We start from the raw sequence: 24949 nt of genomic DNA on the forward strand, positions 1-24949 counted from the left end.
TCATTCTTTGCCTGGATATCCAAAAGCCTTGATTCGTCTGCTGAAATTTTTCGGATGGTCCATCGTCGCCGTTTTCTGCGGACTGCTCCTGGGTCTGAGCGGTGCGTTTCTTTACCTTAGTCCGGGATTGCCATCCGTGGAGGCGCTGAGAAGCATTCAGTTGCAGATTCCCCTGCGGGTCTACAGCAGCGACAACAAGCTGATCGCCGAATTTGGCGAAATGCGCCGCACGCCGATCCGTTTCGCCGACATTCCCCCCAATTTCATCAATGCGTTACTGAGTGCTGAAGACGACAACTTCGCCAACCACTACGGCGTCGATCCCGGCAGCCTGATGCGGGCCGCGAGCCAGTTGATCAAGAGCGGGCATATCCAGTCCGGCGGCAGCACCATCACCATGCAGGTGGCCAAGAACTTCTTCCTGACCAGCGAGCGCAGCTTCTCGCGCAAGACCACCGAGATTCTCCTGGCCCTGCAGATCGAGCGGCAGCTGACCAAGGACGAGATCCTCGAGCTGTACGTGAACAAGATCTACCTGGGCAACCGCGCCTATGGCATCGAGGCGGCGGCCCAGGTGTACTACGGCAAGTCGATCCGCGAGGTCAGCCTGGCACAGATGGCGATGATCGCCGGCCTGCCCAAGGCCCCGTCGCGCTTCAACCCCCTCGCCAACCCGGCGCGCAGCAAGGAGCGCCGCGACTGGATCCTGGGACGCATGTACAAGTTGGGCAAGATCAGCGAAGCCGAGTACACCGCCGCGATCAACGAGCCCTTGAACGCCAGCTATCACGTGCCGACCCCGGAAGTGAACGCCCCGTATATCGCCGAGATGGCCCGGGCCGAAATGGTCGGCCGCTACGGCAGCGATGCCTACACCGAAGGTTTCCGCGTGACCACCACGGTACCGAGCAATCTGCAGGAAATGGCCAACACCGCGCTGCACGAAGGCCTGATGACCTATGACCAGCGCCACGGCTACCGCGGGCCTGAATCGCGCCTGCCAGGCAAGACCAAGGAAGCCTGGGCCCTGGAACTGACCAAGCAGCGCACCATCAGCAGCCTGGAGCCGGCCATCGTCACCCAGGTGGACAAGGACGGCATCAAGGTCCTGACGCGTAATGGCGAGCTGGAAGAACATGTGAGCTGGGACACCATGAAATGGGCGCGTCCTTTCCTCAATACCAACAGCATGGGCGCAGTCCCCCGGCAGCCGTCGGACGTCGCCCAGGTCGGTGACCTGATCCGGGTGCAGCGTCAACCGGACAACTCCTTGAAGTTCAGCCAGATTCCGGCGGCCCAGGGTGCCCTGGTGTCCCTCGACCCGCAGGACGGCGCCATTCGCTCTCTAGTGGGTGGCTTCGCCTTCGAGCAAAGCAATTACAACCGGGCGTTGCAGGCCAAACGCCAGCCCGGCTCGAGCTTCAAGCCGTTCGTCTACAGCGCCGCCCTGGACAATGGCTACACCGCCGCCAGCCTGGTGAACGATGCGCCCATCGTGTTCGTCGACGAGTACCTGGACAAGGTCTGGCGGCCGAAGAATGACACCAACACCTTCCTCGGCCCGATCCGTCTGCGCGAAGCGCTGTACAAGTCCCGCAACCTGGTGTCGATCCGCCTGCTTCAGGCCCTGGGCGTCGACCGCACCATCGACTACATCAGCAAGTTCGGCTTCAACAAGCAGGACCTGCCTCGCAACCTCTCCCTGGCCCTGGGCACCGCGACCCTGACGCCAATGGAAATCGCCACGGGCTGGAGCACGTTCGCCAACGGCGGCTACAAGATCACCCCGTACATCATCGACAGGATCGAAAGCCGCAACGGCGAGACGCTGTTCGTCGCCAATCCGCCACGGGTGCCGACGGGCGAGCAGGCCAGCGATGGCGTCGCGGCACCCGCCGCCGAAACGTTCACGGTGAACGCGCCCCCAGGCGAAGCCACGACTGCCCCGGCGGTACCGCAGGCCCCGGTCATTGCCGAGCGCATCATCGACGGCCGGACCACCTACATCCTCAATAGCATGCTGCAGGACGTGATCAAGCTCGGCACCGGCCGGCGCGCCCTGGCGCTGGGTCGAACCGACCTGGCGGGCAAGACCGGCACCACCAACGAATCCAAGGACGCCTGGTTCTCGGGCTACAACGGCGATTACGTCACCACCGTCTGGACCGGCTTCGACCAGCCTGAGAGCCTCGGCCGCCGCGAGTTCGGCGGCACCGTGGCGCTGCCCATCTGGATGACCTACATGGGCGCCGCCCTCAAGGACAAACCGCCTCACACCCAGCCGGAACCGGAAGGCATCCTGAGCCTGCGGGTCGATCCGGTCAGCGGCCGCGCCGCGACGCCAGGTACCCCAGGGGCGTATTTCGAGCTGTTCAAGAGTGAAGACACCCCGCCGTCGGTCAACGAGCTGGGCAACGGTGTAGCGCCAGGCAGCCCGCTGCCGGCGGACGAAGCGGCACCGATCGATCTGTTCTGATCAGCTACAACCCAAAAGCCCCTCCCTCGAAAGAAGTCCGGGGCTTTTCGTACCTGAACACTGGGAGCCGCATGAGGGAACGCGCCTTTTATTAAGAGACGCACTGCAAACACATGCGAGGTCTTTATATTTTGTATGCCAAGTTATAAAAAACTCAGCAGCTATTAAGATCAGATTTAAAAAACTGTAAGCTCTGACAGTATATGCACTTGTTATTTCGCACCAAAATCAAATCTCCCTCCTCAATCAAGGATTTGATCATGAATGACGACGTCGTGGCGAAACTCAATACAATTCCTGCAGACACCTATCTTCGCATCAGTCACCGACATAGCGACGGCACCCTTGCAAGCATGGCGCAGGGATGGCTGAAAAACGTAGACTTTGACGCAAAGACATTAACTTTGGAAAGCGCAAATTATCAAGGTCAGCTATCCACTGTATGGATTGATAATATAAAAAGCGCGAGTGATATTGACGACACTACAACCGGATCTGGCTCCCCCGGCCCTGCTGTTTCTGGCGGCAAACATTATGTTCGTGGGCAAGGGTGGGTAGCCAACTAAGGAACGCACCCAACCTCTTCTATTTATTTAGCATGTTCAGAAAATTGAAACACCAATATATAGAAGAAACGTGGCGAACCAGTAAATAAAGCGCTTTAAAACGTTGACCCAAGCGTTATCTCAATAAGCCAGCTGAGCAATCAACTCAGGACGCTCCCAATAAAAATCCCCGACTCGCAGGAGCCGGGGGTTTTTATTGAAGCGCTACAACGGCTTAGCCGTTGAACACATCATCCACGCTCTTGAGCGGGTAATTCTTCGGGTACGGCAGGGTGGCCACGCCGGTCTCGATCGCGGCCTTGGCCACGGCGTCGGAGATCAGGGTGATCAGGCGAGCGTCCATAGGTTTCGGAATGATGTACTCACGACCGAATTCCAGCTTGATGCCGCCGTAGGCGTCGCACACTTCCTGAGGCACCGGCAGCTTGGCCAGTTCGCGCAGGGCGTTGGCGGCCGCGACTTTCATTTCTTCGTTGATGCGCTTGGCGCGTACGTCCAGGGCGCCGCGGAAGATGAACGGGAAGCCCAGTACGTTGTTGACCTGGTTCGGGTAATCCGAACGGCCCGTGGCCATGATCACGTCGCTACGGGTGGCGTGAGCCAGTTCCGGGGAGATTTCCGGGTCCGGGTTCGAGCAGGCGAACACGATCGGGTTCGGCGCCATGCGCAGCAGGTTTTCCGGGCTCAACAGGTTCGGACCCGAGAGGCCGACGAAAACGTCGGCGCCGTCCAGCGCTTCAGCCAGGGTGCGCTTGTCGGTGGCGTGGGCGAAGACCGCCTTGTACTGGTTCAGGTCGGTACGGCCGGAGTGGATCACGCCGGTACGGTCGACCATGAAGATGTTCTCGATCCGGGCGCCCATGCTCACCAGCAACTTCATGCAGGAGATGGCCGCGGCACCGGCGCCCAGGCAGACGATCTTGGCTTCCGGCAGGGTCTTGCCGGCGATTTCCAGGGCGTTGATCATACCGGCCGCAGTCACGATGGCGGTACCGTGCTGGTCATCGTGGAACACCGGGATATCGCACTGTTCGATCAGGGCGCGCTCGATCTCGAAGCACTCGGGTGCCTTGATGTCTTCCAGGTTGATGCCACCGAAGGTGATGGAGATACGCTTGACGGTGTCGATGAAGGCCTGCGGGCTTTCGGAATCGACTTCGATGTCGAACACGTCGATACCGGCGAAGCGCTTGAACAGGACACCCTTGCCTTCCATGACCGGCTTGGAAGCCAGTGGGCCCAGGTCACCCAGGCCGAGAATCGCGGTGCCATCGGAAATGACTGCAACCAGGTTGCCCTTGCCGGTGTACTTGTAGGCCAGCTCAGGGTCGCGAGCGATTTCGCGTACTGGTTCGGCTACGCCGGGGCTGTAGGCCAGCGACAGATCGCGGGCAGTAGCGGTGGCCTTGGTGAGCTCGACACTCAGCTTTCCTGGACGAGGATTAGCGTGATATTCGAGAGCGGCAGTTTTCAGATCAGACATGTGGGCATTCCGCTTTTTACTGTGTTGGACAGACGGACCGCCGAGGATACGCCCCTCGCAAAGTCCCTACAAGACTGACCAGTCACCGCTGTCAAGCGCCCTGCCCTACGACTTTGGGCCTAGAGCCGCGAAACACAAGGGATTGATGCATACAATCCACATTAAAAATGTCTACAATTTTTTATCGAGGCAGTGCGGTCAACATGGCCGGATCGGTCAATGGCAGCAACCAGCGCTCCCGCCCCGGTTCCAGGGCTGCGCGCCGCGATCGATCCACCACCCAGCCACGCGCCTCGACCTGCCGGCCCTGGAGGCGCTCAAGCGAAGCCATATCGAAACGGTTCGCCACATCGGGAGCGACACGCAATACAACCGCCCCCTCCATTTGCAGCCAGATTCCGCCACGATTGCGCCTGATCGTGTTCACGCGACCGCTGAGCACGGCGAAGCCGGGAGCCTGGATCTGTTGCGTCTTGAGCACGGGTGACTGTTTCCATAGCCCAAGACGCGCCTCGCGAGCCTGGCGTTCGGCGGCACCCTGGCAGTCCGCCAAGCCGGTATTCGGTGCCACCGCCACATGAAACCCCAACCCCTCGGCGAGCAGTTGCGCTTCGAGGTTACGGCCGTCAGCGTCATAGACATGAGCCAGGGTTCGCCCATAGCGATCGCGACCCTGCTGGCCAGGAAGCAACCCCACCTGCCCGTCGCTGGCCGCCACCAGCGCTTCGAGACGCCGACGGGCCGCAACGGCAAAAGGCTCGTCGGATCGTCCTTGCCGCCCCAGTTCCGGGCTGTTGAGACCGATCATGCGCACGCTTCGGCCATCCGCCAGGCGCAGGGTGTCGCCATCCACCACCCGCTGCACCTTCACCCGGGCCAGCCCTGCCGGGGCCGGACAGAAGGCCTCGGCCCCGCCCAGCCAAATCGCGGACACAAAAAAGGCGCCCACAAGGGACGCCTTTTTCATCAATCTGGAGCCGCCGGAACGAGCCTCCAAAATGATCAGCCTCAGGCCTTTTTGGTAGCGCCGAAAGCACCGAAACGATCGGCGAACTTCTGAACGCGACCACCGGTATCCAGAGTCTTTTGCTTACCGGTGTAGAACGGGTGGCATTCGTTGCAAACGTCGATCGCCAGGGCTTTGCCGTAGGTCGAACGGGTTTCGAACTTGTTGCCGCAGCTGCAGGTTACGGCAACCACTGGGTATTCTGGATGGATATCGGTCTTCATGGTGTTTCCCTCAGGCTAGCGTGCCGCCACCCAACACTATTGTTGAATACCGCACGTAATTAGGGCGCGGATTCTACCAGACATCGACAATGACGCAAGCTGTCGCTTGTACCAACCGTCTGCTAGGCTCGCGTCCTCATGCACACCCTCGCTCCTACAAGGGTTGTGCCAAGCTTTCCGCCATTTTTCTGTTTATCGAGACCTCGCGTGTCCGACGCCATCCTGCGCCTCGCCCTGCCTTCGCCCCTGCGCCGACTGTTCGACTACCGCGCTCCGGCCGGGGTCCCGCATGACCGGTTGCAACCCGGCATGCGCTTGCGGGTACCGTTCGGCCGGCGGGAGATGATCGGCATCCTGGTGGAAGTCACCGATCACAGCGAGGTCCCGGCCGACAAGCTCAAGCCGGCCCTGGCGCTGCTCGATGCCACGCCACCGCTGCCGGCGTCGCTGTTCAAGTTGTGCCTTTGGACCGCCCAGTATTATCAGCACAGCCTCGGCGACACCTTGAGCTGGGCACTGCCGGTGCTGCTGCGCCAGGGTGAGCCGGCCGAGGCGCGCCAGGAACGGTTCTGGTCTGTGGCGCCGGGCGCCTCCACGGACGATCCGCGCATCGCCCGTGCCCCGCGTCAACGCGAAGCGCTGGCGACCCTGGCCCAGCATCCCCATGGGGTGGCCCATCAGTTGCTGAGCAAGCTGATGCTCAGCAAGGACAGCCTCGATTTGCTGCTGGCCAAGGGCCTGGTCCAGGTGGAGGTGCGCAGGCACATCCCGGGCGCCCGCCACGAGCATTGGCTGGCCCAGCCGGAACTGCCGCTCAATGCCGAACAACGGGCCGCCTGCGAGGCGATTCGCGCGGGCTTCGACAGCTACCACGCGTTCCTGCTCGCGGGCGTCACGGGCAGCGGCAAGACCGAAGTCTACCTGCAGTTGATCCGCCAGACCCTGGAGGCGGGCAAGCAAGCCTTGGTGCTGATCCCGGAAATCAACCTCGGCCCGCAGACCCTGGCGCGCTTCGAGCAACGCTTCAACGCCCGGATCGCCCTGGTGCACTCGGCGGTCAACGACCGCGAGCGCCTGGAGGCCTGGCTAGCTGCCCGCGACGGCGAGGCCGACATCATCATCGGCACCCGCTCGGCCCTGTTCACGCCGATGAAGAATCCCGGCCTGATCATCATCGACGAAGAACACGACGGCTCCTATAAACAGCAGGAAGGCCTGCGCTATCACGCCCGCGACCTGGCGCTGGTACGCGCCCGCCAGGAAAACATCCCCATCGTCCTTGGCTCGGCGACGCCCTCCCTGGAGAGCCTGCACAATGCCTACACCGGTCGTTATGGCCTGCTGCGCCTGAACGAACGGGCCGGCGGTGCCAAGCAGCCACGCTTCCTGCGCCTGGACGTGAAAAGCCGTCCGCTGGACAGCGGCATCAGCGGCCCGATGCAACAAGCCATCGGCCAGACCCTGGCCGCCGGGCAACAGGTGCTGGTGTTCCTCAATCGCCGGGGATTCGCTCCGACCCTGCTGTGCCACGACTGCGGCTGGATGTCCGGGTGCGAACGCTGCGACGCGCGGATGACCGTGCACCAGCGCCATGGGGAGTTGCGTTGTCACCACTGCGGCCATAGCGAGCGCGTGCCGAGGCATTGCCCGCAGTGCGGCAAGGTGGACCTGCGCCCGGTGGGTGCTGGCACCGAACGCGCCGAGGAGCGGCTGGGCATCCTGTTTCCCGACTATCCGGTGCTGCGGGTGGACCGCGACAGCACCTCGCGCAAGGACGCGATGAACCACCTGTTCGCCACGATCCAGAAGGGCCAGCCGTGCATCCTGGTGGGCACCCAGATGCTTGCCAAGGGGCATCATTTCCCGCGGGTCACCCTGGTGGCGATCCTGGATGCCGACGGCGGGCTGTTTTCCGGCGACTTCCGCGCCAGCGAGCGCATGGCGCAGCTGATCGTCCAGGTTGCGGGCCGGGCCGGACGAGCCGAGGAGCCGGGCAAGGTGATTATCCAGACTCACCTGGCGGACCATCCGCTGCTGATACAACTGACCGAGCAAGGCTACTTCGCCTTCGCCGAACAGGCATTGAGCGAACGGCGCGGCGCCGGCCTGCCGCCGTTCGCCCACCTGGCGCTGTTGCGGGCCGAAGCCCACAAGCCCGGGCAGGCCGAAGGCTTCCTCGACGAGGCCTGTGGCGAGGCAGAGCGCTTGCTGGCCCAGCAGAACCTCACCGGGATCGAACTATTGGGCCCGGTACCGGCTCCGATGGAGCGCCGGGCCGGGCGCTACCGGGCCCAGCTTTTATTACAGGCCAACGCCCGGGCGCCGCTGCACCGCCTGTTGAGCGCCTGGCTGCTGGTGCTGGAACAGATGCCCAGCGGGCGGGCGGTACGCTGGTCGCTGGACGTGGACCCGGTGGACTTGTATTGAATGGACCGCAAGCCTGCCCCCCGGTGGGAGCAGGCTCACACAGGGGATCGCGTGCATCCAGGCCAGCAAGAATAGTCACCACACAACCCCAACCGACCCGCTACAGTTGGCAAGCTCGTCCGGGCCACGGATAATGCCCAGTTTTTCCACCAGCGCATCGAAGCGCCGCCGCGCCTGCGGTTGAAAGAGAAGACCATGAAAGACACCATTCGCCAGCTCATCCAGCAAGCCATCACCCAACTCGTCACTGAAGGTGTGCTGCCAGAAGGCCTGTCGCCGGCGATTCAGGTCGAAAACACCCGCGACAAGACCCACGGCGACTTTGCCAGCAACATCGCCATGATGCTGGCCAAGCCGGCCGGCATGAAGCCGCGGGACCTGGCCGAGAAAATCATCGCCGCGCTGCCGGCCGACGAGAACGTCTCCAAGGCGGAGATCGCCGGTCCCGGGTTCATCAATTTCTTCCAGAACACCCAGGCCCTGGCTTCGCGCCTGGACGCGGCCCTGGCCGACGAACGCATCGGGGTTCGCAAGGCCGGCCCGCTGCAGCGCACCGTGGTGGACCTGTCGGCCCCCAACCTCGCCAAGGAAATGCACGTCGGCCACCTGCGTTCCACCATCATCGGCGACGGCGTGGCCCGGGTACTGGAATTCCTCGGCGACACCGTGATTCGCCAGAACCATGTCGGCGACTGGGGCACCCAGTTCGGCATGCTGATGGCCTACCTGCAGGAAAACCCCATCACCAGCGATGAACTGTCGGACCTGGAGAACTTCTACCGCGCCGCCAAGCAACGCTTCGACGAATCCCCCGAGTTCGCCGACCGCGCCCGCGGCCTGGTGGTCAAGTTGCAGGCCGGCGACGCCGAGTGCCTGGCGCTGTGGACCCGGTTCAAGGACATCTCCCTGTCCCACTGCCAGAAAATCTACGAGTTGCTGAACGTCAAGCTGACCATGGCCGACGTCATGGGCGAAAGCGCCTACAACGACGACCTGATCAACGTGGTCAATGACCTCAAGGCCAAGGGCATGCTGGTGGAAAGCAACGGCGCCCAGTGCGTGTTCCTCGACCAGTTCAAGACTGCCGACGGCGAACCGCTGCCGGTGATCATCGTCAAGGCCGACGGCGGCTACCTGTACGCCACCACCGACCTGGCCGCCGTACGCTACCGCAACAGCGTGCTCAAGGCCGATCGGGTGTTGTACTTCGTCGACCAGCGCCAGGCCCTGCACTTCCAGCAAGTGTTCGAAGTGGCACGCCAGGCCGGTTTCGTGGCCCGGCCGATGGAAATGGAGCACATGGGCTTCGGCACCATGAACGGCGCCGATGGCCGCCCTTTCAAGACTCGCGACGGCGGCACGGTGAAGCTGATCGACCTGCTGACCGAAGCCCAGGAACGCGCCTATACCCTGGTCAAGGGCAAGAACCCGGACCTGGCCGAGGATGAGCTGCGCAAGATCGCCAAGGTGGTGGGCATCGACGCGGTGAAATACGCCGACCTGTCCAAGCACCGCACCAGCGACTACAGCTTCAACTTCGACCTGATGCTCAACTTCGAAGGCAACACCGCGCCATACCTGCTGTACGCCTACACCCGTGTGGCGGGCGTGTTCCGCAAGCTCGGCAAAGGCCTCGACGAAGTGGACGGGCGGATCGTGCTCCAGGCCCCACAGGAGCAGGAGCTGGCGGCGAAGCTGGCGCAGTTCGGCGAAGTGCTCAACAACGTCGCCGACAAGGGCACGCCACACACCCTGTGCGCTTATCTGTACGATGTGGCCGGCCTGTTCTCCAGCTTCTACGAGAACTGCCCGATCCTCAACGCCGACACCCCCGAGCAAATGCAAAGCCGCCTGCGTCTTGCCGCGCTGACCGCGCGCACGCTCAAGCAGGGCCTGGAACTGCTGGGCCTGGAAACCCTGGAGCGCATGTAAGTTGGCCGCCAAGAAAAAACCTGCACCCAAGCGCGGCGCCAGTCGTTACCAGCCCCCGGCCAAGAAGCCGATTCCGGGCTGGTTGTGGATGGCCATCGGCCTGACCGTTGGCGCTTTCATAGTGTTCCTGATGAAGCTGGAGCCGGGCCAGGGCGATGACGTCAAGCGCGTCCGCCAGGAGCAACAGAAAGCCACGCGCATCGCCGAGGCCAACAAGACCCCGCCGAGCCCGACGCAACCGGTGAAGCCCAAGTACGACTTCTACACCCTGCTGCCGGAATCGGAAGTCATCGTGCCGCCCGAGGCGGTGCCGGAGAAAACCCTGCCGACTCCGCAAGTACCCGCCACGCCGGTGACACCGGCCGAAGCGGCGAAGATCGACACCGCCCGTGCCCAGGCGGCCCTGGCCGGCATTACGCCGCCACCGGCCCCACCCGTGCAGAAAGCGGCCCCGGTGACGAAGTTCTTTCTGCAGGCTGGCTCCTTCCGCAAGGAAGCCGATGCCGACAAGGTGCGGGCACAGATCATCCTGCTGGGCCAGTCCGTGTCGGTGGAGTCCGGCACGGTGAAGGACGAGACCTGGTACCGGGTGCTGGTCGGCCCGTTCAGCAATCGCGAAGAGCTGACCAAGGCGCAGAAACAGCTGGCTGGCAGTGGTTTCAGCAACCTGTTGTTACAACAACGCCAGAGCCGCTGATCGCACACGGTGGCCACCCGAGCGACCCACTGTGGCGAGGGGATGAGCGAAACGCACCGCTCATCCCCTCTGGGCCCCCACGGTTGAAAAAAACCATACCACCCCCATATGAGTTTTCATCCGGGCATTTTCGCCCCGCTGCGTGGAGACTCTTCCCTTGACCACCATCGTTTCAGTCCGCCGTGATGGCAAAGTCGTCATGGGTGGCGACGGCCAGGTTTCACTGGGCAACACCGTGATGAAAGGCAACGCGAAGAAAGTCCGTCGCCTGTACCACGGCCAGGTCATCGCCGGTTTTGCCGGGGCCACCGCCGACGCTTTCACCCTGTTCGAGCGCTTCGAAGGCCAGCTTGAAAAACATCAGGGCCACCTGATTCGTGCCGCCGTCGAACTGGCCAAGGAATGGCGCACCGACCGCTCCCTGAGTCGCCTCGAAGCGATGCTCGCGGTTGCCAACAAGGACGCCTCGCTGATCATCACCGGCAACGGCGACGTGGTCGAACCCGAAGACGGCCTGATCGCCATGGGCTCCGGCGGTGCCTACGCCCAGGCGGCCGCCAGCGCACTGCTGAAAAAGACCGACCTGTCGGCCCGGGAGATCGTCGAGACTGCCTTGAGCATCGCCGGCGACATCTGTGTCTTCACCAACCATACCCAGACCATTGAGGAGCAGGATCTCGCGCAATAAGCCTGTTCCGGCCCAGCGCCACGGCTCATTCCTGCTCGAGGACCGTCAATTACCATGTCCATGACTCCCCGCGAAATCGTCCACGAACTCAACCGTCACATCATCGGCCAGGACGATGCCAAGCGCGCCGTAGCCATCGCCTTGCGCAATCGCTGGCGCCGGATGCAGCTGCCCGAAGAGCTGCGCGTCGAAGTGACCCCCAAGAACATCCTGATGATCGGCCCGACCGGCGTCGGCAAGACCGAGATCGCCCGCCGCCTGGCCAAGCTCGCCAACGCGCCGTTCATCAAGGTCGAAGCCACCAAGTTCACCGAAGTCGGCTATGTCGGCCGCGACGTCGAGTCGATCATCCGCGACCTGGCCGATGCCGCCATCAAGCTGTTGCGCGAACAGGAAATCACCAAGGTGCGCCACCGCGCCGAAGATGCCGCCGAAGAGCGCATTCTCGATGCGCTGCTGCCGCCGGCGCGCATGGGCTTCAACGCCGACTCCGCCGCGACCCAGGATTCCAACACCCGCCAACTGTTCCGCAAGCGCCTGCGCGAAGGCCAGTTGGACGACAAGGAAATCGAGATCGAAGTCGCCGAAATGGCCGGCGTCGATATCTCCGCGCCGCCAGGCATGGAAGAGATGACCAACCAGCTGCAGAGCCTGTTCGCCAATATGGGCAAGGGCAAGCGCAAGAGCCGCAAGCTCAAGGTCAAGGAAGCGCTGAAGCTGGTACGCGATGAAGAGGCCAGCCGCCTGGTCAACGAAGACGAACTGAAAGCCAAGGCCCTGGAAGCAGTCGAGCAGCACGGCATCGTATTCATCGACGAGATCGACAAGGTCGCCAAGCGCGGCAATGTCGGCGGCGCCGATGTATCCCGCGAAGGCGTGCAGCGCGACCTGCTGCCGCTGATCGAAGGCTGCACGGTCAACACCAAGCTGGGCATGGTCAAGACCGACCACATCCTGTTCATCGCCTCCGGCGCGTTCCACCTGAGCAAGCCGAGCGACCTCGTACCGGAGCTGCAGGGTCGCCTGCCGATCCGTGTGGAGCTCAAGGCCCTGTCGCCGGAAGACTTCGAGCGCATCCTGAGCGAGCCCCATGCATCACTGACCGAACAGTACTGCGCGCTGCTCAAGACCGAAGGCTTGAACATCGAATTCGCGCCGGAAGGCATCAAGCGCCTGGCGCAGATCGCCTGGCAGGTCAACGAGAAGACCGAGAACATCGGTGCCCGTCGCCTGCACACGCTGCTGGAACGCCTGCTCGAGGAGGTTTCTTTCAGCGCCGGCGACCTGGCCAGCGCCCACAACGAAGCGCCGATCCGCATCGACGCCGAGTACGTCAACAGCCACCTGGGCGAACTGGCGCAGAACGAAGACCTGTCGCGGTATATCCTGTAAGCCACCGACAGATGTCCGGCGCCAGTGAGAGCGAGCTTGCTCGCGATGGCGGCATAACATTCAACCCATGAGTTGACTGTCAAACCGTTATCGCGAGCAGGCTCGCTCCCATATGGACCGTGTCGCTTTTGCAGATCAAGGCATCCTTCCGAGACGGATCACAGGCCATGACCAAACTCCCCACCGCCATCAACCTGCACAAAGCCTCCAAGACCCTGACGCTCAGATACGCGCCGGACGAGGAGTACCACCTGCCCGCCGAATTCCTGCGGGTGCACTCGCCTTCCGCCGAGGTCCAGGGCCACGGCAAACCCATCCTGCAATATGGCAAGCTCAACGTTGCCCTGACCAAGGTCGAGCCGGCCGGCCAGTACGCACTGAAACTGACCTTCGACGACGGCCATGACAGCGGACTGTTCACCTGGGACTACCTGTACCAGCTGGCGGTGCGCCAGGAAGACCTGTGGAACGATTATCTGGCCGAACTCAAGGCGGCCGGAAAAACCCGCGACCCGAACGAGTCCGTCGTCAAACTGATGCTCTAGCTCAAGGGCTGGCGCTTTAGGGCGCATTTTCTAGACTCATCTGCTTGAATCCCCCCGCGGCGAGGTCAATGACTGGCCTGCTTGCGAAAAAAATCAAACTCGGGTAACCAATGGACCTGGCAAGTTCCCTGCAAAGGAACTGGGGAGTTCCTTTGCATATGCTTCCTCATTGAGATCGATGCGGAATTAACGGTCACCCGAGCAGCGTACCCACCATGGGCTGTGCGGCTTTTACGGCATGGTCCGGGTACTCGTCTGACAATGGAGCGTCGTAGATGAGCAACAAAAACAACGATGACCTGAAGAACCAGGCCTCGGAAAATACCCTGGGCCTGAATCCCGTCGTCGGCTTGCGCAGAAAAGACCTGCTGGCCTCCGCCAGAATGGTGCTGACCCAGACCCTCAAGCAACCGCTGCACAGCGCCCGGCACGTCGCCCATTTCGGCGCCGAGCTCAAGAAGGTGCTGTTCGGCCAATCCGAGCTGCAGCCTTCGAGCGATGACCGTCGCTTCACCGATCCGGCCTGGAGCCAGAATCCCCTCTACAAGCGTTATCTGCAGACCTACCTGGCATGGCGCAAGGAGCTGCACGCCTGGATCGATGACAGCAACCTCCCGCCCCAGGACATCAGCCGCGGGCATTTCGTGATCAACCTCATGACCGAAGCCATGGCGCCCACCAATACCGCGGCCAACCCGGCGGCGGTCAAGCGCTTCTTCGAAACCGGCGGCAAGAGCCTGCTGGACGGCCTGTCCCACCTGGCCAAGGATCTGGTACACAACGGCGGGATGCCGAGCCAGGTCGACATGGGCGCATTCGAGGTGGGCAAGAGCCTGGGCGTGACCGAAGGCGCCGTGGTGTTCCGCAACGATGTGCTGGAGCTGATCCAGTACCGCCCCATCACCGAGCAAGTCCATGAGCGACCGCTGCTGGTGGTGCCGCCGCAGATCAACAAGTTCTATGTCTTCGACCTCAGCCCGGACAAGAGCCTGGCGCGCTTCTGCCTGCGCAGCAATGTGCAGACCTTCATCGTCAGCTGGCGCAACCCCACCAAGGAACAGCGCGAATGGGGCCTGTCCACCTACATCGAGGCCCTCAAGGAAGCAGTGGATGTGGTCACGGCCATCACCGGCAGCAAGGACGTGAACATGCTGGGCGCCTGCTCCGGCGGCATCACCTGCACCGCCTTGCTGGGCCATTACGCCGCACTCGGCGAGAAGAAGGTCAACGCCCTGACCCTGCTGGTGAGCGTACTCGACACCACCCTGGACACCGACGTGGCGCTGTTCGTCGACGAGCAGACCCTGGAGACCGCCAAGCGCCACTCCTATCAGGCCGGCGTGCTCGAAGGCCGCGACATGGCCAAGGTCTTCGCCTGGATGCGCCCCAACGACCTGATCTGGAACTACTGGGTCAACAACTACCTGCTGGGCAACGAACCACCGGTATTCGACATCCTGTTCTGGAACAACGACACCACGAGGCTCCCGGCGGCGTTCCATGGCGACCTCATCGAGATGTTCAAGACCAACCCGTTGACCCGGCCCAATGCACTGGAAGTGTGCGGCACGCCGATCGACCTCAAGCAGGTCACGTCCGACATCTTCGCCCTGGCCGGAACCAACGACCACATCACCCCGTGGAAATCCTGCTACAAGTCGGCGCAGCTGTTCGGCGGCAAGGTGGATTTCGTGCTGTCGAGCAGCGGCCATATCCAGAGCATCCTCAACCCGCCGGGCAACCCCAAGTCACGCTACATGACCAGCGAGGACATGCCGGCCAAGGCCGAGGACTGGCAGGAAAACTCCACCAAGCACACCGACTCCTGGTGGCTGCACTGGCAGGCCTGGCAGGCCGAACGCTCGGGCAAGCTGAAGAAGGCACCCAGCGTGCTGGGCAACAAGACCTATCCGGCGGGTGAAGCGGCGCCTGGCACGTATGTGCACGAGCGGTGATGGAGGCAACTCGTCTGCTGCGGGGGTGGGATGGCTCACGAATATATCCCGCCAGCCGACACTGAATGCAAGGCCCACAGCACTGGCGAACATAGAACCCATGTTCACAGCGCCCCCCTGTGGGAGCGAGCTTGCTCGCTCCCACAGGGATCCGGGAAAAAATGAATGACAGTGACCCAACCCACAGGGCTTGAAGCATGCCGCAACCGTACATCTTCCGTACCGTCGATCTGGATGGCCAGACCTTGCGCACCGCGGTACGTCCCGGCAAGCCTCACTTGACGCCTCTGCTGATTTTCAACGGCATCGGGGCCAACCTGGAGCTGGTATTTCCGTTTATCGAGGCCCTGGATCCGGACCTGGAGGTCATCGCCTTCGACGTCCCCGGAGTGGGTGGGTCGTCGACGCCCAGCCGCCCGTATCGCTTCCCGGGCCTGGCAAAGCTCGCCGCGCGGATGCTCGACTATCTCGACTACGGGCAGGTGAGCGTGGTCGGTGTGTCCTGGGGCGGAGCCCTGGCCCAGCAGTTCGCCCACGATTATCCGGAGCGCTGCAAAAAGCTGATCCTGGCGGCCACCGCCGCCGGGGCGGTGATGGTGCCCGGCAAACCGAAGGTGCTGTGGATGATGGCAAGTCCGCGTCGCTACGTTCAGCCATCGCACGTGTTGCGCATCGCCCCGCTGATCTACGGCGGCTCGTTCCGCCGCGACCCGCACCTGGCCACCAGCCATGCGGCCAGGGTCCGCTCGGCGGGCAAGCTCGGTTATTACTGGCAACTGTTCGCCGGCCTGGGCTGGACCAGTATCCACTGGCTGCACAAGATCCATCAGCCGACCCTGGTCCTGGCCGGCGACGACGACCCACTGATCCCTTTGATCAACATGCGCCTGCTGGCCTGGCGCATCCCCAATGCCCAGTTGCACATCATCGATGACGGCCATCTGTTCCTGATTACCCGGGCCGAGGCCGTGGCGCCCATCATCATGAAGTTTCTGCAGGAAGAACGTCAGCGGGCGGTCATGCATCCGCATCCCTCGCCGCACGGTGGCGGCTGACACCGCCTGTCGCGCGAGGCAGGACGCCGAAGCGCGCAACTTCCGAAACAGCGGCTATGTTGTCTGGTTCGGAGTGTTTGTTTTCGGGCTTTGCATGACGGGTTGCGCAAGCACTTTTCATCCAGAGCCTCAGCCTGATGACGAAGGAGTTGACTGATGCGCGACAAGCCGACGAAAGATTCGATGCCCGTCCCCGCCAACTTCATGAACGCACAAAGTGCGGTCACCGGCCTGCGGGGCAGGGACCTGCTGTCTACCTTGCGCAGCGTCGCCGCCCATGGCCTGCGCAACCCGGTGCACAGTGCCCGGCACGCATTGAAGCTGGGCGGTCAGCTGGGACGCGTCCTGCTGGGGGAAACCCTGCACCCCACCAGCCCGCACGACAAACGCTTCGCCGATCCCACCTGGCAGCTCAACCCTTTCTATCGCCGGAGCCTGCAGGCCTACCTGAGCTGGCAGAAACAGGTGAAGAGCTGGATCGACGAATGCGACATGAGCGCCGATGACCGCGCCCGCGCTCACTTCGCCTTCGCCCTGCTCAACGATGCCGTGTCTCCTTCCAACACCTTGCTCAACCCGCTGGCCGTCAAGGAGTTCTTCAACTCCGGCGGCAACAGCCTGGTGCGTGGCATCAGCCATCTGTTCGACGACCTGCTGCACAATGACGGGATGCCCCGGCAAATCAGCCCCCATGCCTTCGAAGTGGGCAAGACCCTGGCGAACACGCAGGGCGCGGTGGTGTTTCGAAACGAGATGCTGGAGCTGATCCAGTACCGGCCCATGAGCGAAAAGCAATACGCCAAGCCATTGCTGATCGTGCCGCCCCAGATCAACAAGTTCTACATCTTCGACCTGAGCCCTTCCAACAGCCTCGTCCAGTACGCACTGAAAAACGATCTGCAGGTGTTCATCATCAGTTGGCGCAACCCCGACGTGCGTCACCGCGAATGGGGCCTGTCCAGTTATGTCGAGGCGACGGAAGAAGCGATGAACGCCTGCCGGGCGATCACCGGCGCCCGCGACGTCAACCTGATGGGTGCGTGCGCCGGCGGGCTGATCATCGCGGCCCTGCAAGGCCATCTGCAAGCCAAGCGCCAACTGCGCCGGGTCGCCAGCGCCACATACCTGGTCAGCTTGCTGGACAGTGCGATCGACAGCCCGGCCACGCTGTTCATCGACGAGCAGACCCTCGAAGCCGCCAAGCGCCGCTCCTACCAGAAGGGTGTGCTCGATGGCCGGGACATGGCCCGGGTATTCGCCTGGATGCGTCCCAACGACCTGATCTGGAACTACTTCGTCAACAACTACCTGCTGGGCAAGGAGCCGCCGGCCTTCGACATTCTCTACTGGAACAACGACTCCACACGGCTACCGGCGGCCTATCACGGCGACCTGCTGGATTTCTTCAAGCACAACCCGCTGACCCGCCCCGGCGGGCTCGAAGTGTGCGGTACGCCGATCGACCTGCAGAAGGTGACCGTGGACAGCTTCAGCGTGGCCGGTATCAACGACCACATCACGCCCTGGGATGCGGTGTATCGCTCGACGCTGCTGTTGGGCGGTGAGCGCCGCTTCGTGCTGTCCAACAGCGGCCATATCCAGAGCATCATCAACCCGCCCGGCAGCCCCAAGGCCAACTACGTCGAGAATCCGAAACTGAGCGGCGATCCACGGGCCTGGTACTACGATGCAAAACACGTCGAGGGCAGCTGGTGGCCTCAGTGGCTGGGCTGGATCCAGGAGCGCTCCGGGGCCCGACGGGAAACCCAGATGACCTTGGGCAATGCGAATTACCCGCCTATGGACGCGGCGCCAGGCACCTATGTACGTGTGCGCTGAAGGCCACGACGTGCGGCCTGCTCATCGGCCGTGGCAACCCATCGACAAGAGGACCGGATGAAGACCCATGATCGCATCCTTGAATGCGCCCTGCAGTTGTTCAACGACAAGGGCGAGCCGAACGTTTCCACCCTGGAAATCGCCAATGAGCTGGGTATCAGCCCTGGCAACCTCTACTACCACTTCCATGGCAAGGAGCCTCTGGTGCTGGGGCTCTTCGAGCGTTTCCAGGCCGAACTGTCCCCGCTGCTGAATCCACCCGCCGATGCGCAACTGGCACCGGAAGACTACTGGTTGTTCCTGCACCTGATCGTCGAGCGCCTGGCCCAGTACCGGTTCCTGTTCCAGGACCTGTCGAACCTGGCCGGCCGCCTGCCGAAACTGGCCAAGGGCATCCGCCAGTTGCTCAATGCACTGAAACGAACCCTGGCTTCCCTGCTGGCACAGCTCAAGGCACAGGGCCTGCTGGTCAGCGATACCCAGGCCCTTGGACAACTGGTGGAACAGATCACCCTGACCTTGCTGTTCTCGCTGGACTACCAGCGGATACTGGATCGCGAGGGCGAGGTCCGGCTGGTGGTCTACCAGATCATGATGCTGGTAGCACCGCACCTGCCGCCGTCGGCCAAGGTGGCGACCGAACGGTTGGCGTTGCGCTATCTCGAAGACCACGAATGACACCTGTGGGAGCAAGCCCGCTCAGCGCCGCTCCCCATCTGCCAAGCAAACAAAAACGCCCGACCTGAACAGGCCGGGCGTTTCGTTGTGTCCTGCAATCAGGACTGACTGGTAGGCGTCGATGGAGCCGGCGCTGGAGTCGGGGTGGCGACCGGGGCTGGAGCCGAGGCCGAGTTCGCCGTGCTCGCGACGCTTGCCGGAGCTGCAGGCTTGGCGACCGCTGTTGGCGCCTTGGGGGCGGCAGCTTTTGGCGTGGCCGGTTTTTTCGCTGCGGTTTTTTTCGCCGCGGCGGGTTTCGCGGCTGCTTTCACCGCCGGCTTGGCGGCAGGCTTGGCTGCGGGTTTGGCAGCAGGTTTCGCAGCCGCTGTTTTAGTCGCAGGTTTAGTCGCAGGCTTGGCTGCCGCTTTGGCTGCTGGCTTGGCCGCTACCGGTTTGGCCGCTGCCTTGGCTGCAGGCTTGGCCGCGGCGGTTTTGGTCGCGGGTTTGGCTGCTGCTTTCACCGCAGGCTTGGCAGCGGTTTTTGCCGCAGCCTTGACCAGTGGCTTGGCTGCCGTCTTGGCAGCCGGCTTGGCCGCAGCAGTCTTGGAGGCCACCGGAGCGACCTTGGCCCCGGTGAGTTTTTCGATTTGCTTGGTCAGGGCATCGACCTTGCTGTGCAACGCCTTGACTTCACTGTTGCTCGGCACGCCCAGGCGGGAGATCGCACTGTTCAGGCGCTTGTCGAAAGCCCCTTCCAGCTCGTCCCACTTGCCCAGCGCACGATCCTTCACGCCGCTCATTCGCGACTTGGCGGACCCGGCAGAGTCCTTGGCCGCATCGACCTGTTTGGCGACCGCCGTCTTGGTGAGTTTTTCGGCCTTCTCGCCGTCCTTAACCAGGGACTCGAAGAGTTTGCTGCCGTCAGTGTCGATCTTCGAGTACACGCCTAAACCAGCAAGCCAGATCTTGCGGGAATATTTTTCAATCTTCCCGGCCCACGAGCTGCTTTCTTTTTCGGTGATTTTTTTGCCAGCCATCCCGTTCTCCTTAATGTTTACGCGCCACACGTTCGAGCAATGCCGTCAGCTCATCGAGCTTGGCAGAGAGTGCCTCAACGTCATGTTTAGACGGAATGCCGATGCGATTCAAGGCACTTGCAACACGGGCGTCGAATACCTTTTCGACTTTATCGAGCTGAACTTCAACCCTGGCCTTGAAAGTATTTGCTTCGGCCTTGGCTTCGTTCAGTTCGCTATTGGCTGCCTGAAGTTTCCCGGCGATGTTCTTTTTACCTTTGGTTTCAACAACTTCACCCGCCTTGATCAGCTCCTGGAAGTACTCGCTACCTTCCTGTCCGACTTTGACATAGGCGCCCAGGCCAGCCAGCCAGATCTTGCGCGCATAGGTTTTCACGTCGCTCAGGGTGGAAGATTCGATGTCGGTTTTTTTCTTCAGAACAACTTTGGCCATGGTGCACCTCACTGGAAAACAGATGGGATGAACGGCCCGCTGGGGGTCGGGCTCAGGGCAAAGGTAGTGACAATAATTAGAAACGGCACCCTAACAACGGAACACAAATCCGGATGACGATGATTTCCCTGTGAGAGCGAACCTGCTGGCGATGGCGCAGTGTCAGCCAAACTTGATGTGACTGGCAATGCAATCGCAAGCAAGCTCGCTCCCGCTGGGTGGGGTGGTGAATTTCAACTTTGCATTCACCGCCCTTTCGGTCGATCAAGCCAACGCCTTATCCAGCGCCTTTTCGATTTCGCTCTTGATCGTGCCGCTCACGGCCGACATCAACATGCCCAGTTCCACATCGACGCGGATCGAATCCTCGCCTACATGCACTTCGCCCTTGACCCCGGAGCGCTTGAGTTTCAGGGTATCGCCTTCCCACTGCGGTTCCAGTCCATAGCTGTCGGACAACTTCTGCGCCAGCTTGTCGGCTTTCTCTCGTGCCGCTTCCTTGCCCAGGCCATGGGCACGTTCAACCGTTATACGGGCCATCGGATGACTCCTGTTTTATCGGGACTTGCCGGTAAGCTTCTGACCCTGACTGCGTCAAAACGTCCCGGCGGTGGTTCATCTTACCTTCAGCCTTGCCAAGACAAAGCCCTTCACCGGGGATTAGAATGTCCCGCATTCTTTTTTGGTGACAGCAATATGACTGATCAGCGCAAAGGCAGCGATGCCGAACCCACCACTCACTTCGGCTTCAAGAACGTGCCGGAAAGCCAGAAGGCGGAAAAAGTCGCTGAGGTTTTCCACTCGGTAGCCGCCAAATATGACTTGATGAACGACCTGCTCTCCGGCGGCATGCATCGTCTGTGGAAGCGTTTCGCGATCGAACTGTCGGGGGTGCGCAGCGGCAACCGCGTGCTGGATATCGCCGGCGGCACGGGTGACCTGACGAAGAAGTTCTCCCACATCGTCGGCCCGACCGGCCAGGTGGTGCTCGCCGACATCAACGAATCCATGCTCAAGGTCGGCCGCGACCGCCTGCTGGACCTGGGTGTGGCCGGCAACGTCGAATTCGTCCAGGCCGACGCCGAGAAGCTGCCGTTCCCCGACAACCATTTCGACTGCGTGACCATCGCCTTCGGCCTGCGCAACGTCACCCACAAGGAAGACGCCCTGCGCTCGATGCTGCGCGTGCTCAAGCCCGGCGGTCGCCTGCTGGTGCTGGAGTTCTCCAAGCCGACCAACGCGTTGATGTCCAAGGCCTACGACGCTTACTCGTTCGCCTTCATGCCGCTGATGGGCAAGCTGATCACCAACGACGCGGAAAGCTATCGCTACCTGGCCGAATCGATCCGCATGCACCCGGACCAGGAAACCCTGAAGTCAATGATGGTCGAGGCCGGTTTCGACCGCGTGACCTATCACAACATGACTTCGGGCATCGTGGCCCTGCACCGCGGTATCAAGCCCTGATGCTGCTCACCGGCCTGCTCGCCAGCGTCGAACTCGGCATCAACCGGGTCCTGCGCCTGGACAGCACGGCGCTGGCGCGCCTGACGCACCTGAGCGGCAGGGTGATCGCCGTGGACTGCCGCAGCCCGGCCTTGCGGCTGTTCATCCTGCCCAGCGACGAAGGCCTGATGCTCGCCGCCCACTGGGAAGCCGAGGCGGACTGCACCCTGCGCGCCCCGGCATCGAGCCTGCTGAACCTGGCCTTGAGCAAGGACAAGACAGCGGTGCTGCACAGCCCCGACGTGGAGCTGGACGGCGACAGTGGCGTGCTGCTGGAACTGGCGAAGATTCTCCAGGACCTGGAACTGGACTGGGAATACGAACTGTCCCGCTGGCTCGGCCCGGTGGCCACGCAATTGCTCGGCAGCCACCTGCGCAGCCGCACCCGCTGGTACCGCCAGGGCTTTGCCAGCCTGGGGCAGAATCTGAGCGAATACCTGGCCGAGGAATCGCGTACGCTTGTTGGCCGCCGCGAAGCCGAAGCCCGTTTTAGTGAACTGGACCGGATCAAACTCGATCTGGACCGACTCGAGGCGCGTTTCGAGCGCCTTTCCCGATCCCTTGAACCCAAGCGATAACGCATGAAGCTGCTTGCCGTCCGCCGTCTGTTGCGCATCCAGCGCGTCGTGATCCGCTACCGCCTCGATGACCTGCTGTTCGCCCTGCCGCTGCCCTGGTTCCTGCTGGCACTGCGTTTCGTGCTGCCCTGGCGTTGGTTTCCCCGTCGCACGCTGGAGCTGAGTCGCGGTGCGCGCCTGCGCCTGGCCTTGCAGGACCTGGGGCCGATCTTCATCAAGTTCGGCCAGATCCTTTCCACCCGGCGCGACCTGCTGCCCGAGGACATCGCTGACGAACTCATGCTGCTGCAGGATCGCGTACCACCGTTCGATTCCAAACTGTCGGTGGCGCTGATCGAGGAGCAACTGGGCAGGAAGGTCAGCGAAGTGTTCAGTCGCTTCGACGTCGAACCGCTGGCCTCGGCGTCAGTGGCCCAGGTCCATGCCGCGCAGCTCAAGAGCGGTGAAGAGGTGGTGGTCAAGGTCATCCGCCCGGGTCTCAAGCCGATCATTGCCCAAGACCTGGCGTGGCTGTTCATCCTCGCCCGCGCCGCCGAGCGGCTGTCGGCCGATGCGCGCCTGCTGCATCCGGTGGACGTGGTCCAGGACTACGAGAAAACCATCTACGACGAACTCGACCTGCTGCGCGAGGCCGCCAACGCCAGCCAGTTGCGGCGCAACTTCGAAGGCTCGCCGTTGCTCTACGTGCCGCAGGTCTACTGGGACTGGTGCCGCCCGAAAGTGCTGGTGATGGAGCGCATCTACGGGATCCAGGTGACCGACCTGGCGACCCTGGCCGACCAGCGCACCGACATGAAGCTTCTGGCCGAACGCGGCGTGGAAATCTTCTTCACCCAGGTGTTCCGCGACAGTTTTTTCCATGCCGACATGCACCCGGGCAACATCTTCGTCAGCACTGTGCAGCCCTGGAGCCCGCAGTACATTGCCATCGACTGCGGCATCGTCGGCAGCCTGACACCCGAAGACCAGGATTACCTGGCCCGCAACCTCTTCGCGTTCTTCAAGCGTGACTACCGCCGCGTCGCCCAGTTGCACATCGACTCCGGCTGGGTACCGGCCGAGACCAAGCTCAACGAATTCGAAGCGGCGATCCGTACCGTGTGCGAGCCGATCTTCGAAAAACCGTTAAAAGATATTTCATTCGGTCAGGTGCTGATGCGCCTGTTCCAGACCGCGCGTCGCTTCAACATGGAGGTCCAGCCGCAACTGGTACTGCTGCAGAAAACCCTGTTGAACATCGAAGGCCTCGGTCGCCAGCTGTACCCGGACCTCGACCTGTGGAACACCGCCCAGCCTTTCCTGGAACGCTGGATGCGCGAACGCGTCAGTCCCAAGACCTTGCTGGGCAACGTGCAGAGCCAGTTCGAGCAGATCCCGCACCTGGCCAACATGACCCGAGACCTGCTCGAGCGCATGTCCCAACCCCATGCCCAGGATCCATCGCCCCCCTGGAAACGACGCAAGGACGACTGGTTCCTGCGCCTGCTCGGTGCCGCGCACCTGGGTGGCGGCGCGGTGGTGGCGGCCGGTGGACCACTGAGCGAGCTGGGGCATTGGCCCGCCATTGTCATGATGGTGGTCGGTCTGTATCTGGTCGTTCGCCGATAGCAGGAATCAGCCGCAAGCTTTAAGCTGCAAGCCACAAGCTCCATACATACATAAATCTGCTTTTTACTTGCAGCTTGAAGCGCAAAGCTTGCCGCTGCCGTCAGGACCAACGATGAAAAACTGGCAGGACGAGATCAAATGGGACGCCGAAGGCCTCGTGCCGGCCATCGCCCAGGATCACAAGACCGGACGCGTGCTGATGATGGCCTGGATGAACCGCGAGGCACTGGCCCTGACCGCTGCCGAGAACCGCGCCATCTATTGGTCACGTTCCCGTGGCAAGCTGTGGCGCAAGGGTGAAGAGTCCGGGCATGTGCAGCACCTGCATGAGATGCGCCTGGACTGCGACGGCGACGTCATCATCCTGATGGTCGAGCAGGTCGGTGAGATTGCCTGCCACACCGGCCGTCAAAGCTGCTTCTATCGCGTCTTCGAGAACGGCGACTGGAAAACCGTCGACCCGGTGCTCAAGGACCCGCACGCCATTTATTCAGGACATACCCATGAGTGACACCCTGACCCGCCTGGCCCAGGTGCTGGAAGAGCGCAAAGGCGCCGCGGCCGACAGCTCCTATGTCGCCAGCCTGTACCACAAGGGCCTGAACAAGATTCTGGAAAAAGTCGGCGAGGAATCGGTCGAGACCATCATCGCCGCCAAGGACGCCGCCATCAGCGGCGACTGCAGCGACGTGATCTACGAGACCGCCGACCTGTGGTTCCACAGCCTGGTCATGCTGGCCCAACTGGGGCAGCATCCACAGGCCGTACTGGATGAACTGGACCGTCGCTTCGGTCTGTCCGGGCACGTCGAGAAAGCCTCGCGCCCGTCCGCCTGATCAACTTTT

General features: G+C 62.3%; 22 protein-coding genes and 1 pseudogene. 17 read left to right on the forward strand and 6 right to left on the reverse strand.

Translation table 11 applies throughout. The annotated features are described in order from the left end of the window. The first annotated feature begins 31 nt into the window (after positions 1–31). Together BLP99_RS20850 and BLP99_RS26290 are read left to right on the forward strand one after the other, a co-directional pair. On the forward strand, positions 32–2476 hold the full coding sequence (locus BLP99_RS20850) for a penicillin-binding protein 1A (RefSeq protein WP_168199086.1): 2445 nt from the start codon (positions 32–34) through the stop codon (positions 2474–2476). A gap of 260 nt (positions 2477–2736) precedes the next feature. Then, entirely contained in the window at positions 2737–3042 is a 306-nt protein-coding gene (locus tag BLP99_RS26290) for a hypothetical protein (protein ID WP_143007967.1), read from the forward strand. Between the two features lie 214 nt (positions 3043–3256). Here the strand turns inward: BLP99_RS26290 and BLP99_RS20855 are convergent, their stop codons facing one another. The 3 genes from BLP99_RS20855 to rpmE all read right to left on the reverse strand — a co-directional run bounded on the left by BLP99_RS20855 (position 3257) and on the right by rpmE (position 5755). Further along, the gene (locus tag BLP99_RS20855; protein ID WP_072397979.1) at positions 3257–4525 is read right to left on the reverse strand and encodes a malic enzyme-like NAD(P)-binding protein; all 1269 of its coding nucleotides are present in this window, start codon (positions 4523–4525) and stop codon (positions 3257–3259) included. A gap of 181 nt (positions 4526–4706) precedes the next feature. After that, positions 4707–5492 carry a thermonuclease family protein gene (locus tag BLP99_RS20860; protein WP_072459091.1) on the reverse strand — a complete coding sequence of 262 codons (786 nt, stop codon included), beginning with the start codon at positions 5490–5492 and terminating at the stop codon, positions 4707–4709. A 41-nt stretch (positions 5493–5533) separates the two neighbouring features. Further along, the gene (rpmE, locus tag BLP99_RS20865; protein ID WP_072397977.1) at positions 5534–5755 is read right to left on the reverse strand and encodes a 50S ribosomal protein L31; all 222 of its coding nucleotides are present in this window, start codon (positions 5753–5755) and stop codon (positions 5534–5536) included. Positions 5756–5962: 207 nt separating this feature from the next. On the opposite strand from rpmE, the gene BLP99_RS20870 reads away from it, so the two are divergent. From BLP99_RS20870 to BLP99_RS20915, 10 genes are all read left to right on the forward strand, one after another. Then, a complete protein-coding gene (locus BLP99_RS20870; RefSeq protein WP_076405712.1) occupies positions 5963–8182 on the forward strand; it encodes a primosomal protein N' in 2220 nt (739 codons plus the stop codon). Positions 8183–8377: 195 nt separating this feature from the next. Continuing rightward, positions 8378–10114 carry an arginine--tRNA ligase gene (gene argS / locus BLP99_RS20875; RefSeq protein ID WP_072397975.1) on the forward strand — a complete coding sequence of 579 codons (1737 nt, stop codon included), beginning with the start codon at positions 8378–8380 and terminating at the stop codon, positions 10112–10114. 1 nt (position 10115) lies between these two features. Then, a complete protein-coding gene (locus BLP99_RS20880; RefSeq protein ID WP_072397974.1) occupies positions 10116–10811 on the forward strand; it encodes an SPOR domain-containing protein in 696 nt (231 codons plus the stop codon). A gap of 157 nt (positions 10812–10968) precedes the next feature. Beyond that, complete coding sequence (gene hslV / locus BLP99_RS20885) at positions 10969–11499, forward strand: ATP-dependent protease subunit HslV (protein WP_072397973.1); 531 nt, start codon at positions 10969–10971, stop codon at positions 11497–11499. Between the two features lie 54 nt (positions 11500–11553). Next, the gene (hslU, locus tag BLP99_RS20890; RefSeq protein WP_072397972.1) at positions 11554–12891 is read left to right on the forward strand and encodes an ATP-dependent protease ATPase subunit HslU; all 1338 of its coding nucleotides are present in this window, start codon (positions 11554–11556) and stop codon (positions 12889–12891) included. Between the two features lie 167 nt (positions 12892–13058). Continuing rightward, entirely contained in the window at positions 13059–13436 is a 378-nt protein-coding gene (locus BLP99_RS20895; protein ID WP_072397971.1) for a gamma-butyrobetaine hydroxylase family protein, read from the forward strand. Positions 13437–13711: 275 nt separating this feature from the next. Continuing rightward, entirely contained in the window at positions 13712–15391 is a 1680-nt protein-coding gene (phaC, locus tag BLP99_RS20900) for a class II poly(R)-hydroxyalkanoic acid synthase (RefSeq protein ID WP_072397970.1), read from the forward strand. A gap of 197 nt (positions 15392–15588) precedes the next feature. After that, positions 15589–16446: a poly(3-hydroxyalkanoate) depolymerase gene (phaZ, locus tag BLP99_RS20905; protein WP_072397969.1), complete on the forward strand. Its 858-nt coding sequence runs from the start codon at positions 15589–15591 to the stop codon at positions 16444–16446. A gap of 156 nt (positions 16447–16602) precedes the next feature. Beyond that, positions 16603–18285, forward strand: coding sequence for a class II poly(R)-hydroxyalkanoic acid synthase (gene phaC / locus BLP99_RS20910; RefSeq protein ID WP_072397968.1), 1683 nt, complete (start codon positions 16603–16605; stop codon positions 18283–18285). 57 nt (positions 18286–18342) lie between these two features. Next, positions 18343–18963, forward strand: coding sequence for a TetR/AcrR family transcriptional regulator (locus BLP99_RS20915; protein WP_092181620.1), 621 nt, complete (start codon positions 18343–18345; stop codon positions 18961–18963). Positions 18964–19061: 98 nt separating this feature from the next. On the opposite strand, the gene BLP99_RS20920 is transcribed toward BLP99_RS20915, so the two are convergent. The 3 genes from BLP99_RS20920 to BLP99_RS20930 form a co-directional block, all read right to left on the reverse strand. Further along, positions 19062–19979 (reverse strand): phasin family protein, encoded by a 918-nt coding sequence (locus tag BLP99_RS20920; RefSeq protein ID WP_092181623.1) that lies wholly within the window; start codon positions 19977–19979, stop codon positions 19062–19064. A gap of 10 nt (positions 19980–19989) precedes the next feature. Beyond that, positions 19990–20412 (reverse strand): phasin family protein, encoded by a 423-nt coding sequence (locus BLP99_RS20925; RefSeq protein ID WP_072397965.1) that lies wholly within the window; start codon positions 20410–20412, stop codon positions 19990–19992. A gap of 264 nt (positions 20413–20676) precedes the next feature. Next, positions 20677–20952 carry a polyhydroxyalkanoic acid system family protein gene (locus BLP99_RS20930; RefSeq protein ID WP_092181626.1) on the reverse strand — a complete coding sequence of 92 codons (276 nt, stop codon included), beginning with the start codon at positions 20950–20952 and terminating at the stop codon, positions 20677–20679. Between the two features lie 156 nt (positions 20953–21108). Between BLP99_RS20930 and ubiE the strand changes: the two genes are divergently transcribed. The 5 genes and pseudogenes from ubiE to BLP99_RS20955 all read left to right on the forward strand — a co-directional run bounded on the left by ubiE (position 21109) and on the right by BLP99_RS20955 (position 24940). Further along, positions 21109–21879 (forward strand): bifunctional demethylmenaquinone methyltransferase/2-methoxy-6-polyprenyl-1,4-benzoquinol methylase UbiE, encoded by a 771-nt coding sequence (ubiE, locus tag BLP99_RS20935; protein ID WP_072397963.1) that lies wholly within the window; start codon positions 21109–21111, stop codon positions 21877–21879. Then, positions 21879–22503, forward strand: a pseudogene (locus tag BLP99_RS20940) (ubiquinone biosynthesis accessory factor UbiJ). Before ubiE ends, BLP99_RS20940 begins: the two are co-directional and overlap by 1 nt. Continuing rightward, the gene (gene ubiB, locus BLP99_RS20945; RefSeq protein WP_072397961.1) at positions 22500–24104 is read left to right on the forward strand and encodes a ubiquinone biosynthesis regulatory protein kinase UbiB; all 1605 of its coding nucleotides are present in this window, start codon (positions 22500–22502) and stop codon (positions 24102–24104) included. The pseudogene BLP99_RS20940 and the gene ubiB overlap by 4 nt, the downstream one beginning before the upstream one ends. Before the next feature lie 112 nt (positions 24105–24216). After that, on the forward strand, positions 24217–24615 hold the full coding sequence (gene hisI, locus BLP99_RS20950; RefSeq protein ID WP_046064118.1) for a phosphoribosyl-AMP cyclohydrolase: 399 nt from the start codon (positions 24217–24219) through the stop codon (positions 24613–24615). Further along, positions 24608–24940, forward strand: a complete 333-nt coding sequence (locus tag BLP99_RS20955; protein ID WP_003186671.1) for a phosphoribosyl-ATP diphosphatase — start codon at positions 24608–24610, stop codon at positions 24938–24940. Before hisI ends, BLP99_RS20955 begins: the two co-directional genes overlap by 8 nt. Positions 24941–24949: the final 9 nt, after the last annotated feature.

Origin of the sequence: Pseudomonas sp. NFACC32-1 (assembly GCF_900101215.1) — a bacterium.
GTDB lineage: Bacteria > Pseudomonadota > Gammaproteobacteria > Pseudomonadales > Pseudomonadaceae > Aquipseudomonas.

Excerpts from the sequence above, each read along its gene's own strand:
- BLP99_RS20860 (WP_072459091.1), bottom strand. The coding sequence starts at position 5,492 with ATGAAAAAGGCGTCCCTTGTGGGCGCCTTTTTTGTGTCCGCGATTTGG.
- ubiE (WP_072397963.1), top strand. The coding sequence starts at position 21,109 with ATGACTGATCAGCGCAAAGGCAGCGATGCCGAACCCACCACTCACTTC.
- argS (WP_072397975.1), top strand. The coding sequence starts at position 8,378 with ATGAAAGACACCATTCGCCAGCTCATCCAGCAAGCCATCACCCAACTC.
- BLP99_RS20915 (WP_092181620.1), top strand. The coding sequence starts at position 18,343 with ATGAAGACCCATGATCGCATCCTTGAATGCGCCCTGCAGTTGTTCAAC.
- phaZ (WP_072397969.1), top strand. The coding sequence starts at position 15,589 with ATGCCGCAACCGTACATCTTCCGTACCGTCGATCTGGATGGCCAGACC.
- BLP99_RS20955 (WP_003186671.1), top strand. The coding sequence starts at position 24,608 with ATGAGTGACACCCTGACCCGCCTGGCCCAGGTGCTGGAAGAGCGCAAA.
- hisI (WP_046064118.1), top strand. The coding sequence starts at position 24,217 with ATGAAAAACTGGCAGGACGAGATCAAATGGGACGCCGAAGGCCTCGTG.
- BLP99_RS26290 (WP_143007967.1), top strand. The coding sequence starts at position 2,737 with ATGAATGACGACGTCGTGGCGAAACTCAATACAATTCCTGCAGACACC.
- BLP99_RS20930 (WP_092181626.1), bottom strand. The coding sequence starts at position 20,952 with ATGGCCCGTATAACGGTTGAACGTGCCCATGGCCTGGGCAAGGAAGCG.
- hslU (WP_072397972.1), top strand. The coding sequence starts at position 11,554 with ATGTCCATGACTCCCCGCGAAATCGTCCACGAACTCAACCGTCACATC.
- phaC (WP_072397970.1), top strand. The coding sequence starts at position 13,712 with ATGAGCAACAAAAACAACGATGACCTGAAGAACCAGGCCTCGGAAAAT.
- BLP99_RS20925 (WP_072397965.1), bottom strand. The coding sequence starts at position 20,412 with ATGGCCAAAGTTGTTCTGAAGAAAAAAACCGACATCGAATCTTCCACC.
- phaC (WP_072397968.1), top strand. The coding sequence starts at position 16,603 with ATGCGCGACAAGCCGACGAAAGATTCGATGCCCGTCCCCGCCAACTTC.
- BLP99_RS20895 (WP_072397971.1), top strand. The coding sequence starts at position 13,059 with ATGACCAAACTCCCCACCGCCATCAACCTGCACAAAGCCTCCAAGACC.
- ubiB (WP_072397961.1), top strand. The coding sequence starts at position 22,500 with ATGAAGCTGCTTGCCGTCCGCCGTCTGTTGCGCATCCAGCGCGTCGTG.
- BLP99_RS20920 (WP_092181623.1), bottom strand. The coding sequence starts at position 19,979 with ATGGCTGGCAAAAAAATCACCGAAAAAGAAAGCAGCTCGTGGGCCGGG.
- BLP99_RS20855 (WP_072397979.1), bottom strand. The coding sequence starts at position 4,525 with ATGTCTGATCTGAAAACTGCCGCTCTCGAATATCACGCTAATCCTCGT.
- rpmE (WP_072397977.1), bottom strand. The coding sequence starts at position 5,755 with ATGAAGACCGATATCCATCCAGAATACCCAGTGGTTGCCGTAACCTGC.